Origin of the sequence: Gilvimarinus gilvus (assembly GCF_030518155.1) — a bacterium.
In the GTDB taxonomy this organism is placed as follows: domain Bacteria; phylum Pseudomonadota; class Gammaproteobacteria; order Pseudomonadales; family Cellvibrionaceae; genus Gilvimarinus; species Gilvimarinus gilvus.
This window is the reverse complement of sequence record NZ_JAULRU010000548.1, coordinates 98,416-111,104: the sequence shown is the minus strand read 5'-3', so window position 1 is coordinate 111,104 and position 12,689 is coordinate 98,416. Positions and strand designations below refer to the sequence as shown.

General features: G+C 49.9%; 12 protein-coding genes. All 12 read left to right on the top strand.

Going from position 1 to position 12,689, the window contains the following annotated elements; translation table 11 throughout:
- Positions 1-909 (top strand): hypothetical protein (locus QWI17_RS10520; protein ID WP_302722463.1); only part of this gene is annotated, 909 nt, incomplete at its 5' end.
- Positions 909-1,955 carry a hypothetical protein gene (locus QWI17_RS10515; RefSeq protein WP_302722462.1) on the top strand — a complete coding sequence of 349 codons (1,047 nt, stop codon included), beginning with the start codon at positions 909-911 and terminating at the stop codon, positions 1,953-1,955. The genes QWI17_RS10520 and QWI17_RS10515, both read left to right, overlap by 1 nt.
- Positions 1,956-2,042: 87 nt before the next feature.
- Positions 2,043-4,403 carry a Flp pilus assembly protein CpaB gene (gene cpaB, locus QWI17_RS10510; protein WP_302722461.1) on the top strand — a complete coding sequence of 787 codons (2,361 nt, stop codon included), beginning with the start codon at positions 2,043-2,045 and terminating at the stop codon, positions 4,401-4,403.
- Between the two features lie 40 nt (positions 4,404-4,443).
- Positions 4,444-5,715, top strand: a complete 1,272-nt coding sequence (locus QWI17_RS10505; protein WP_302722460.1) for a type II and III secretion system protein family protein — start codon at positions 4,444-4,446, stop codon at positions 5,713-5,715.
- 11 nt (positions 5,716-5,726) lie between these two features.
- Complete coding sequence (locus QWI17_RS10500) at positions 5,727-7,397, top strand: TadA family conjugal transfer-associated ATPase (protein WP_302722459.1); 1,671 nt, start codon at positions 5,727-5,729, stop codon at positions 7,395-7,397.
- Positions 7,394-8,266, top strand: coding sequence for a type II secretion system F family protein (locus QWI17_RS10495; protein ID WP_302722458.1), 873 nt, complete (start codon positions 7,394-7,396; stop codon positions 8,264-8,266). Before QWI17_RS10500 ends, QWI17_RS10495 begins: the two co-directional genes overlap by 4 nt.
- Positions 8,267-8,275: 9 nt before the next feature.
- Entirely contained in the window at positions 8,276-9,157 is an 882-nt protein-coding gene (locus QWI17_RS10490; RefSeq protein ID WP_302722457.1) for a type II secretion system F family protein, read from the top strand.
- The gene (locus tag QWI17_RS10485; RefSeq protein ID WP_302722456.1) at positions 9,154-9,504 is read left to right on the top strand and encodes a DUF192 domain-containing protein; all 351 of its coding nucleotides are present in this window, start codon (positions 9,154-9,156) and stop codon (positions 9,502-9,504) included. The genes QWI17_RS10490 and QWI17_RS10485 overlap by 4 nt, the downstream gene beginning before the upstream one ends.
- The gene (locus QWI17_RS10480) at positions 9,489-9,998 is read left to right on the top strand and encodes a tetratricopeptide repeat protein (protein WP_302722455.1); all 510 of its coding nucleotides are present in this window, start codon (positions 9,489-9,491) and stop codon (positions 9,996-9,998) included. Before QWI17_RS10485 ends, QWI17_RS10480 begins: the two co-directional genes overlap by 16 nt.
- The gene (locus tag QWI17_RS10475) at positions 9,988-10,812 is read left to right on the top strand and encodes a TadE/TadG family type IV pilus assembly protein (protein WP_302722454.1); all 825 of its coding nucleotides are present in this window, start codon (positions 9,988-9,990) and stop codon (positions 10,810-10,812) included. Before QWI17_RS10480 ends, QWI17_RS10475 begins: the two co-directional genes overlap by 11 nt.
- A 379-nt stretch (positions 10,813-11,191) precedes the next feature.
- Complete coding sequence (locus tag QWI17_RS10470; RefSeq protein ID WP_302722453.1) at positions 11,192-12,169, top strand: TRAP transporter substrate-binding protein; 978 nt, start codon at positions 11,192-11,194, stop codon at positions 12,167-12,169.
- A gap of 8 nt (positions 12,170-12,177) precedes the next feature.
- On the top strand, positions 12,178-12,672 hold the full coding sequence (locus tag QWI17_RS10465) for a TRAP transporter small permease (RefSeq protein ID WP_302722452.1): 495 nt from the start codon (positions 12,178-12,180) through the stop codon (positions 12,670-12,672).
- Positions 12,673-12,689 lie beyond the last annotated feature (17 nt).

The following is a 12,689-nucleotide window of genomic DNA, read 5'->3' as shown; positions in this document are numbered from 1 at the left end:
CCCTTACGTACTCAGACTCTCAGGCTGGTTCGTAATCTAGACGCCACTTTGACGGTGTGTGCCCACCCATCGAAAAGTGGCAACGACGAGTACGGGCCAGCCTGGAAGTCCCGCAGGGCGAGGCCTGAAGCGCACATCTGCCGCACCTTGCTTCTAGGAAAGGGAACCACCCTGTCCGTCGAGACAAAGCACGACATCTGCACGCTTCGGACCTCGCTGAGCATGCAAGGGGTTTTTCAACAGCCTGCTAGATACATTTCGGCATTGATTGTGCTATTGCTGTCTTGTGTGACGCATGCGGATTGTGATTTTAGTGATTTCCCTACCATGGTAGAGATGAAAGTCAGTACGCTGATGGGCAATGCAACCTACAACAGCCGGCCTATGGATGTTCGCTCTTTTAGTGCATCGGCTTCAGAGGATCAGTTGGTTCGGTTTTACCAGAACCGTTGGCGCGATGAGTTTGCCGAAAGTAAATTTGAGGCGTGGAAGCAAATAGCGCACCTGGAAGACGATTGCTTGTATACGGTGCAATATGGCTCTGTGGGCGACAATAATACCTTTGGTCGTTTGTTGATGAGTGAGGCTCCCACTGGCGACGATATGAATGTGGCGCTTGGCGAGGGTGTGGTTAAGCCGGGTGATGCGATGGTCGTATCGGATTTGCTCACCAATGATAAACCCAAAAAAGGCCGGGTTACTGTTATTACCAGTGAGCAATCGGTAGCCGAGCTGGCCAGTTTTTATCAAACGGAAATGCGCGGCGACAACTGGTCTCTTGAGCATTCTTTTAGCCGCGATGGCGGAACCGTATTGGTGTTTCGCAAAGGCTTAAGTGAGAACAACGTTATTATTATGCCCGCCGGTGATGCAACTCAAATCCTCGTGAATGAGGTCAAGGTGAACTAATGCGTGTGAAAGCTTCCCGTAAGTTTTGGTCGCAGCTGGGTCAGTCTATGGCCGAATACACTGTGGTTATGGCAGCACTGGTAGGTGGTTTACTCGTCGCCAACCGCGGTGCCTGTCCGGATGAGTACGAAGATTGCATCGAGTACCTGCTGACGGTGATGCACGACAATTACGATGGCTATTCTGCGTCGCTATCGGCGGTGCAGGAATACGCCACCGACTACGAAGTAAGCGAAAGCTCGGGCGGCTGGGACGATAGCGGTGGTGACGACGATGACGATGATGATGACGGTAGCTCCGGTGGCGGTGATGTTGAGGTGCCTACGGTGGCGGTGGGTTTTGGCACGGCAGTGGGTGATGGCACTAGTGTTTACGGTAGTGTAAACGCCGATGGCGAAGTCATAAATGACGGTGAAGTTGTGGGCACCTATGACAGCAGTACCGGTGAGTTTACGGCGACTGATGGCACAACCGAGTCGGTGGTTACCTCGGATGTGATTGTCGACGAAGATGGCAATATTCTTGAGCGTGAAGCGGTAACCGATTGTGATACGGGAGAAGTGTACGCCTTTGGTTATCGCAGCGAAGCGGATGGTGAATTTTACGATTCCCTGCAATACAACGAAATGGATGTATCGGGTTATTGCACGGTGGCCACTTATAAGGCTGAAGACGCGGATGGTAACGAAGACGGCGGTGGCCGAATTGTCGATGGCTTTTATTACGCCGTAACAACCACCTATCAGGTGGCCGCCGACCCTATGGCGCCAGAGGGGGAGGTGGTCTACTTTGAAGACCCTGACCAAAACCCTGCCACAGATGACGGTGTGTGCGTAGTTTTAGCCGCGGGTTGGGATTCGGGGTTAGACCCTGACGACGACAATTATTATGAAGATCAGCTCGAATTGCTGAACAATCCTCCCGATGGGGAAAGTTTAGTGATTGGGTATTTAGACGCTGATTATTACACCGAGCAAGTTATGGGAAATGGTGAGCCTACGTCACCCAATGACTGTGTATCAAACCGAGAAATTACGGAGCCGTAAGGCGGGTCTGGAATTAATGTGTTGCTCTAAATAAAAAATGGGCGCCGCAAACCATTGTTTGCGGCAAGGGAAAACTTGGGGAAAACAATGAAACAAATGTCTGGCTCGCGCCTATTTATGATAGCGGTGGTTTGCGGTGTAGTGGCTGCCTTTCTGATCGTCTATTACCTAAAATCGGTAGAAGAAAGATACCGAAGAGCTAACCAACCAGAGCGTATTGAAAAAATCTCGGTCGTGGTTCCCAAAAGAGACCTAAATAAAGGCGACACGATTACCATCGATGCAATCGGTAAACTTACGGTGCCAAAAAAGTTTCTTCCGACCAATTATGTTCCCGCATCTGACTATAAAAAAGTTCTTAATCGAACGATTGCTTCGCCAATGCGAGCAGGTCGTGTGATGACCGTTGAGGCTATTACCGGTACGAAGGCGGAAACCTTTTCAGAAACGCTGGATCTTGGTAAGCGAGCCTACAGCATCAAGGTAAATAAGGTGGATTCTTTCGACGGATTGCTGCGTCCCGGTGACACCATTGATTTAATGGGGGAGTTCGATCTTGAAGACCTGGGTATTGAAGGCGGTAGTGATCAGGATGTTAGCGAAGTTGTGATGCCCGTATTAGAAAAAGTGGTGGTGTTGTCAGCGGGCCGGGAAGACCACACAGGGCGACGCTACGAGCGCTCACGCCAGGGCAACTCGGCCGACGGGTTCAATATGGAATTTACCATTGTCACCTTGAGCCTAAGCCCTCGCCAAGTGGCGCGTGTACAGCTAGCCGAACAGGCCGGCGAAATGTTCGCGGTTTTGCGTCATCCGAAAGATACCAGCATGGCTGAATTCGACTATATTCGGGCCGATGTTCTGCTTGAGCCAGAACCTGCACCCACGGTTGATGTTGTACTCGATGAAAATGGTAACCCTATAGGTCGTATTGTCGGCGATAATGTGGTTGATGCTAACGGCAACATTATTGGCAAGGTGGTTGACGGCAAAGCGGTAGGGTTTGATGGTAAGCCGCTGGGAACAATTGTCGAAAACGTGAGTGAAGACGACCCCATGCTGCGGGTTCGCGAACGTGCTGATGTGGTTCGTGACGCAAACGGCAATGTTATCGGTAAAGTAGTCGATGGTCAGATAATTGACCGCAACGGTAACGTTATTGGTCGTGTAGATGAAAATGGCCAGGCTGTGGGCCTCAATGGTGAAGTGATTGGTACTGTGCAGAAGAATGTTGCTTTGGATGCTCAGGGTAATGTTGTTGATCTGCGTGATTCGGCCGTTCCACAAGGGCGTTCGGAGGTTGCACAAATAGTGCGTGATAAAGATGGCAACGTTATTGGTCGTGTTGTCGACGGAAAAATTGTGGATAAAAACGGCAAGGTTATCGGGCGCGTCGACGAGTCGGGCAATGCCGTGGGCTTGAGCGGTGAATCCCTAGGGACAGTCGAAGAAGCGGTTGTTGATCGCGATGGTAACGTAGTCGGTCAAGTGAAAGAGGTTGTGCGAGATTCCAGTGGTCGTGTTGTTGGCGAGGTGCAGGAAGTTGTTCGCGATGCTGACGGTAATGTTATTGGTCGGGTAGTCAATGGGCAGGTTGTTGATGAGAACGGCAATGTCGTTGGAGCCGTCAATGCCGATGGCACAGTGACAGGCCTTGATGGTAAGAAGCTCGGTACTGTGGAAAAGGTTGTCGTAGACAAAGACGGTAACGTTATTGGCACAGTCGATAAAAATGGGCGAGCTATTGGTGCCAATGGCGAGGTGCTTGGCAGCGCTGAAAAAGTAATGGTCGACGAAAACGGCGAGGTCATGGGCAGTGTTGAAGATGTTGTGCGTGATTCCAGCGGTAATATCGTAGGTAAAGTGGAGGAGGTTGTCAGGGATAAAGACGGCAACATTATTGGCCGGGTAGTGAATGGGCAGGTTGTTGATGAAGATGGCAACGTCATTGGCACTGTCAACGATGATGGTTCTGTGACCGGGCTTGATGGTGAAACACTTGGCACTGTCGATAAAGTTGTTGTCGACGATCAAGGTAATATTGTTGGTCGCGTTCGCGAGGACGGTACCGCTGTCGGAGCTGACGGCCGTGTTCTTGGTCAGGTTGAGCAGGCGATTCTAGGGCCAGATGGGCAAGAGCTGGATGAGCAAACGCAAGTCGTGCGCGATAAAGACGGGAACGTCATCGGGCGGATAGTTGACGGTCAGGTTGTGGACAATAAAGGCAATGTCGTCGGTCGGGTTGTCAATGGCCAAGTGGTTGATGCGAATGGCAATGTCATTGCGGATGGCGTCACGGTTACAACAGAAAGTCGACGTCAAGTAGCTGCCGAGATGCGTGCGGATAATGCTGCAAAAATCACTCGGGAAGTGGATTACATTGAGTTCATTTCTGGCGGCAGCGACGAAGAAGGGATTATTCCTGTTCGCCGCGTCCGTTTGCAGTAGTGCGGAGAATCAAACAATGAAGACAATGGATTTTATAACTATGAATATTCGAGTTTGGTTGGGGGGCGTGTTGGCGCTGCTTATGACCGTTCAGGTCGGTGCGCGTATTTTGCCTGAGTCGTTAACGCTTTACGCGGGGGAGTCTCGGGTTATCGAGGCGCCCGAGGCCGTGCGTATCTCCGTGGGTATGGCGGATATGGTCAGTTCTACGCTGCTGAAAAACGGTGAAATCGTTCTTACCGCCAATACGGTAGGTGAAACCAACATGCAAATTTGGTTTGCCGACGGCTCCCGGGAAACGCTGTCGCTTTCGGTTGTAGAAGCATACAGCAGTGGCCGTGAAGTACAGGAAATTCGCCAATTGTTGGGTAGTATTCCCGGCATTGAAATAAAAACGACTGGGCGGCATACCGTAGTTGATGGCATTCTCGAAGCTCGTGACATGGAAAAAGTCGAAATTGTTGAGCAGATGTATGAGGATTTGGTGGTTCTTGCCCGTGTGACGGATGAATTTGAACAGAAGATGATTTTCTTCGATGTGCAAATTTCTGAATTTGATCGCAGCAAAACAGAGGAGCTGGGTATCAATTGGCAAAAGAGTTTTGCCGGCCCGAGCCTCAATTATGCCAAAAACTGGGGGACGTCAGGTGCTCTAGCAGCAGGGATGGAGAGCCCGTTTGGCTATGAAACGGGTGCGCGGGGAATTTTGTTTGGCGTCGCATCTGAGATCACCTCTATTATCGACTTACTCGAGCAGACCGGTTCGGCCATCGTACTTTCGTCCCCGCGCTTGAGCGCTCGCAGCGGTGGTACTGCAGGGCTAACGGTGGGTGGCGAAGTGCCGGTTATTACCAGCTCTATCAGCGGTTCCAGTGTTGAGTACAAAGATTATGGGGTAATTCTGGATATCGCACCCAAACTTGATTTGTACGGAAATATTTCGGCGCGGGTTGAGGTGTCGATCAGTCAGCTGGATCTGGCTCAGGCCGTCGATGGTCAGCCGGCGTTTAAAAAGCGCGCGACATCGAACGATGTCAAACTGAAGCCCGGCGATACTTTGGTTCTGTCGGGCTTGATCACTCGCGAAGAGCAGGCAACGGTTAATAAGGTTAAATGGTTGGCAGATATCCCCATTCTGGGTGAATTGTTCAAATCAAAGAGTTTTAGCGGTGGCGAAACCGAGATGGTTATTTTTATCACTCCACATATTCTTGGCGATTTAAAAAGTGGACCGAATCAGCGAGTGCTGAATCGTGTCGATGAGTATATGGAAGAACATGAAAATTATATGCGAACAGGTTTAATAGACTAAGGTGCCCTTGAGTGTTTGAAATAAAAGTCAGCAGCAAAGATGGTAAGTGGGAAGAGTCCGTTCGTTGTGGGGCGGATAGCTGCGAAATAGGGCGCTCCCGAGATGTGATTTTGCGTGTGCGCGGCTGGAAAGTCGCGCCTAAACATCTGCGTTTTGAGAAAGAGCTCGCCGGTGTGTTTGTGGTTGATATTAGCCGTGGCGCAGGTGCCACCGTTAATGGTGAAACGATTGAGCGCTATGGCCCAATTGCCAGCACGGATACGATTGAATTTGGTGGCTTTACCGCAACGGTTCAGGACCACAGCCCTGATCAAGAAGCCGAAGGAAAAGTCGCAGAGTTGAGCCTGGGGGATTCTGTCGAGTCAGCCGGAGGTCTAAGCGCTGCTGATTCAGAATCCGAACGCACACAGTTGCGTGATGATTACATGACGTGGGCAAAATACGTTCATAAAGAGCTCGTTCGTCAGATGGATTTAAAGCGTATGCAGACCGATACGCTTGATCACGAGCAAATGCGTTCGGAGCTGGGCGATTTGATCAATACAGTTCTTCAGACTATTGGTCACAAGCTTCCACCGGGCGTTGATCGCGAGCGTTTAAAGAAAATTGTACTCGATGAAACCGTTGGTTTAGGGGCGCTGGAGCAGTTGCTCGATGATCCGGAAACCACTGAAGTGATGGTTAACGCTTTTAATGATATCTATATCGAGCGCGCAGGTCGACTGATTAAGTCAGACGTTTCGTTTACCAGTGATGAAGCGGTAATGGCCACGATTGAGCGTATTGTCTCGCCGCTTGGCCGTCGTATTGATGAAAGCTCGCCTATGGTAGATGCGCGTTTGCGGGATGGTTCTCGGGTAAACGCTATTATTCCGCCACTGGCTTTGCGTGGCCCCTGTATTACCATTCGAAAATTTTCGGATAAAAAACTCACTGACCGCGATTTGATTCGCTTCGGCTCCACCAACGAAGCGATGGTCACCTTTATGAAAACCTGTGTTGAGCAGCGCTGTAACGCCGTGGTATCAGGCGGTACCGGCTCGGGTAAAACAACACTGCTGAATATTCTCTCTAACTTTATTCCTATGGAAGAGCGTGTAGTAACAGTGGAGGATGCCGCCGAGCTGCGTCTGGTGCAGCCACATGTAGTGTCGCTGGAAGCGCGCCCGGCGAATATGGAAGGTAAGGGCCAGGTTACCATTCGCGACTTGGTTAAAAACTGCCTGCGTATGCGACCCGATCGAATCGTTGTGGGTGAGTGCCGTGGCGGAGAGGCACTCGATATGTTGCAGGCGATGAATACCGGTCACGATGGTTCATTGACGACCGCGCACGCCAATTCGCCGCGGGATATGCTGCGGCGCCTGGAAGTCATGGTGCTTATGGCGGGCATGGATTTGCCGGTTACGGCTATTCGTGAGCAGGTGGCCTCAGCCGTGGATATTGTTATTCAGCAAACGCGTTTTGGTGATGGTTCAAGGCGGGTCAGTTGTATTTCTGAGATTACCGGCATTGAAAGCAATACTATTCAATTGACCGACATATTCCGCTATCAGCAAACCGGTTTTGATGAGAACGGCAAGGTGCTAGGTAAGTTTATGGCGACCGGAATCGTACCTTCATTTTATGAAGAGCTACGCAGTAGAGGCGTAGACGTTGACATGAGTATCTTTAAAACATGATTGGAAGTCTAACGGATATAGGTACTTTGGCCGCAGTGGTGGCGCTTGTTTTTTTGGCAGGCATGTGTCTGGCTATGGCTGTGGGGCGTGAAGCTGGCGACTTTATGGGTTTTTATCGCCGAAAATTTACGTCTAATGCCAATCAGGAACTGGCCGAAATGTTCATTTTTATGGATGCTTCGCAGTTGTTCATGATCAATATTGCGGCACTCGTACTGATTCCTATCGGTGTTCATGCACTTTTTCAATTGTGGGTAATAACCGCGGGTGTTTTTGTGGTTTTGCTTATTGTTCCCGGTGCCATTTGGGCGCGAATGCGCAAGAAGCGCTTGAACAAGTTTGAAGAGCAGCTGCCCGATGTCTTTATGATGCTCACCAGCAGTCTACAGGCCGGGGCCAGTATGAATATGGCGTTGGCCGATGTGGTTAAGCAAACCCCCGCGCCTGCTAGTCAAGAGTTGGGCTTGTTGGTTAAGCGTATGCAGTTGGGCGTCACATTGGAAGACAGCTTGATTGAACTTGAACGTCGTATACCACTGCAGAGTTTCGTTATGGCAAGTTCCGCCATCCGTATTAGCCGCGAGGTGGGGGGTAACCTGGTAGAGACGATCCAAAGTATGGCCGAGACACTACGCCGTAAAAAAACCATGGAAGGTAAGATCGACTCGCTCACCGCGCAGGGGCGTGCCCAGGGAACGTTTATGGCGATGCTGCCAATCGCGTTGGCAGTGTTGTTGAGTTTTCTCGAGCCAGAGGCCATGCGTAAACTCTACACAACCCGTGAAGGCTTGATGGTTTTGGCCGTAATGGTTTTTATGCAAATTATGGGTTTTACCTTTATTAGAAAAATTACCAGTATCGATAGCTGAGGCCATGATATGCACAATCTAATTGCTCTAGCCGCTGGATTCAGTGTCGCCATGTGCGTGATTGCCGCAATTTATATGATTGCGTCGCTGAGTTATATGCTTGTCGATGAAGAGCGCTCCTATATGGATGAGCCTCCGGCATTTATGCGGCCTATTTGGCCATTAATTAAACTGGTGACCTATGTTATCGGGAGTAACCTCCCCAGCTCTTATTTGACAAAAGTTGACGATCAGCTGCAAAAAAATGGTGTCAGCTTTATGGTAACAGCGGAAGAGTATATTTCGGCCAGAATCATATTGGCCCTGCTGTTACCCGCTCTAGGATTTATGGCACTGGCCAGCTCTGGTAGTGTTGATCCTTTACTTCTCATTTTGTTGGCGGCGGGGGGATTTTACGTTCCAATAGCTTGGGTAAAAGACACTCGTCGCAAACGCGATGCCGAGTTAATTCGATCACTGCCGGTTTATCTTGAATACCTAACCATGTGTGTGGACGCAGGCTTGAACTTCGCTGGCGCCCTAAAGCAGGCTGTGGAAAAAGGGCCGCGCGGTGCCATGCGCAATGAATTTCGAATTGTTCTGCGTGATATTAGCTCGGGGCAAACTCGTGGTGATGCTCTCAATCGTTTGGCTGAGAGGGTCGACCTAAAGGATATTTCGGTCTTTGTTAGAGCCGTTGTGCAGGCAGAAAAAATGGGGTCCAGCATGAAAAACACTCTGTTAATTCAAGCGAAAACCAGGCTCAATGAACGCTTTCAGCGTGCAGAAAAAATGGCCATGGAGGCCCCGGTTAAACTGGTAATCCCACTGGTAATTTTTATCTTTCCGCTGACGTTTATTATTTTGTTGTTCCCGATTGTGGTGAAGTACATTGAGCAGGGTACCTTTTGATTGAGCAGAAGGTGCTTTGGCAACGGGATGGCAGTGTGGTCAAGAGTGGAAGTTTGCACTGTGCATCGACTTACTGGCAAAGGGCTAGAGGGCTTTTGGGGCGACCCAGTCCCGCCTCCGGTATTGGTCTTAAGATAAGCCCGTGCTCGTCAGTACACACTTTTTTCATGGGGTACGCCATCGACCTTGTCTATCTGAGCCGGGAAAATATTGTGTTAAAAGTGGTGACAGACTTAAAGCCTTGGCGAGTAAGCGCGACTCGCGGTGCTCATAGCGTGGTCGAGTACGCTGCTGGGGAAGTCGATGTGCTGGGTATTCAGGTTGGAGATGTATGCGTTTATTGCTAGGTATATTTATGGTGGCTTGCCTGACCGCATGTGCGGGGGTTGCGCCCGACAAAGCCAAACAAGTTTTCGATACTCAGGCCAGAGCGGAAGCCTGGTATCAGCAGGGGCAATACAGTAAGGCGCTGCCGGAGTATCAGTCTTTGGTGGCGGACTTGCCGGAAAGTAAGCATAGTTGGCTGCGCCTGGGTAACTGCTATGCACAGCTGGGAGATTACAATCTAGCGGTTGGCGCGTATCAAATGGCTATCAGTCTGGACCCTGAGTTTGCCAGTGCCTGGATAAACATGAGTTATGTTCAGTCGCAAATTTTGACTCAGACGGTGGCGGACATGTATGCGAATGTTCCTAAGAATGATCCTCAGATTGTTCGTGTTCAGCGTCTTGTCGACGCGGTGTTGGAACCTTTTAACACGTTAGACGCTGGTGAGCAGACTGTACCAGAAAGTCAGGAATCGGCTGGTTCAGTAGAGGTGGGTGAGTTGCGTGAACAGTAAGCGGCGTTTAACAAAAGGCCAGGCAATGATTGAGTTTGTCATCATCATTCCAGTTTTGTTGCTGCTTATTTTTGGTGCCATTCAGATAGCGTTTATTTATTCTGCCAAAACCACCTTAAATTACGCGACGTTTCAGGCCGCCAGAGTGGGGGCTACAAATCACGCCACCTATAGTGCTCTGCGACGAGGGTTAATTCGCGGTCTGGCCCCTCTGTTTACCAATTCGGGCACGCTAGGCGACCAGAGGGATGATATAGCCGCTGGTATTGATAGTGGCGGTACCAGACGGGATGCTGTTTTTGAGGTAGATAATTACACTCGGATTATTCGTGTTAATCCCACCTCTGCGATGTTGGATGTCGGCGGGTTTGGGGAGGTTGTTGATGGCAATATCGCGATACCTAACGACAACTTGATGTATCGGCCAACCTGGGAGGTTGATGGCGCAAGTATTCAGGACGCTAATCTGCTAAAAATCCGGGTGCAGTACTGTTATTTATTAATGGTCCCACTGGTGAATAAAATTATAGGCTCTCTAAGCGAGCTTAATAATCGCCGGGATGCGGCTTCTTATCGCGAACACCACACCATCAACGACCCGCGTTTTGCAGATGCGAACCGCGGAGAGGTGAATGCCGCAGCGGATGTGACGGCTACCTACGAGGAGCTCTGCCAGGATCGGGCGAATAATCAAGAGGGGTTTGTACTTTTCTCGGAAGCTATTGTTCGCATGCAGTCCGAGGCATACTTCGAAGATACCGACGATACCTTTGAGTCTTTTATGTGCGACGGCACCAAGATGGCCTGCCCTTAACCCTCCCCCAGCTTTTTTCTATTAGTAAATATTGGTCAGGCAGGTATTGCCAAAAACGCTCCTTTGGGGGTTGCTCTGCCTGACCTAATGTGCAATTATTACCATGATTGGTCAGATAGGTTGCCTCTGAGGTTCATTAAAAGTGCTTTTACAGCAGTTTTTGGATCAAAAGAGCTTGGCTATCGGTCATGCCAATCAAAGTGTGGCTCTCCTTGGGTTGTTAGAACCCAGCGCGGGTTATGGTTGAGAAGGCAATTTGTTATAGTTGCGCGACCTCTATGGTCAAAGTGACAATAAGTTTGTACTTCCCATAGCCCGCACTTTTTTTACTCGGTATGATGACGTCGAGCCCGATAACAATAAACCAATGAGATGTAGTATGGGTAAGCCGACTCTAAAATTTCTGACGTTGGTGGCTATATGTGTCTTAGCCGCTGCGTGTGGTAAAGACGCTGACGTGCGCACATTGAAAATGGCGCACAGCTTGGATAATAACCACCCCGTTCATCAAGCTATTGTCTTTATGTCTGACCGGTTGCATGACATATCCGGCGGCAAGATGAAAATTGATATCTACCCCGGTGGACAGCTTGGTAGTGAGCGCGAGCTCATGGAGCTGTTGCAAATTGGCTCTCTGGCAATGACCAAGGTGTCTTCTAGTCCAATGGAAGGCTTTGTGCCTGCCATGAAAGTTTTCAATATTCCCTACGTATTTCGCGACAATGAGCATTTCTGGCGTGTACTTAACAGTAGACAGGGCCAGGACTTATTGTTGGCAGGGGATTCGGTTAATTTAAGAGGGCTGGGTTATTTTGATGCGGGTAGTCGCAGTTTTTATAACGTAAACACCCCTGTTAATAAGCCAGAAGATTTAGCCGGGCAAAAAATACGTGTGCAGCAGAGCCAAACCGCTTTGAAGATGGTGCAGGCGTTGGGCGGATCGCCTACCCCTATTTCGTGGGGCGAGCTCTATACCGCCCTGTCTCAGGGGGTAGTCGATGGTGCGGAGAATAACCCGCCGAGCTTCTACACCTCGAAACACTATGAAGTGTGCAAATATTACACCCTCAATGAGCACACCTCTGTGCCAGACATTGTACTGATCAGCAGCTATATCTGGAGCACGCTCGATGCTCATCAGCAACAGTGGCTGCAGCAGGCGATGGATGAGGCTGTAGTGTATCAGCGTAAACTGTGGGCTGAGAAAACCGAAGAGGCACTGGAAGCGGTAGAGGCGGCCGGTGTGACCATTATTCGTCCCGACAAGGCCCCGTTTATGGCTAAGGTTGAAGCCATGCACGAATCGTACAAGGGCACGGAGCTCTACGATTTGATTCAAACTTTTAAAGCGATGTAGGCGAAATCATGAAGAGTTTAATGAACATCGTAGAGAAATTTTTAGGCGCTTTTGTCGGTTTGCTTATGGCGGCGATGGTGGTCGATGTGACTTGGCAAGTGGTTACCCGCTTTTTGTTGCAGGAGCCTAGCTCCTACACCGAAGAGCTGGCACGGTTCCTACTGGTCTGGATAGGCTTGCTTGGGGCCGCCTATGCCTATCGTAGAAAAGCGCACTTGGGGCTCGATATTCTTTCGCAAAAGCTCGAGGGTTTAGCCAAACGCAAGTTGGATATTTTCATTTCCATTGTCTGTGCGATTTTTGCCAGTGTGATCATGATCTACGGTGGCAGCAAGCTGGTGTTGCTGACCTTAGAGCTCGATCAGATGTCCGCCGCACTGCAAGTAAAGGTAGGCTACCTCTACTGCGTTATTCCCTTGAGTGGATTTTTAATCGTTATGTTTTCTATTGACCGTATTGTCAATGGTGACCCAGAGCCTGAACATCTGGAATTTTACGAATAATACGCGGTCAAGCCGCA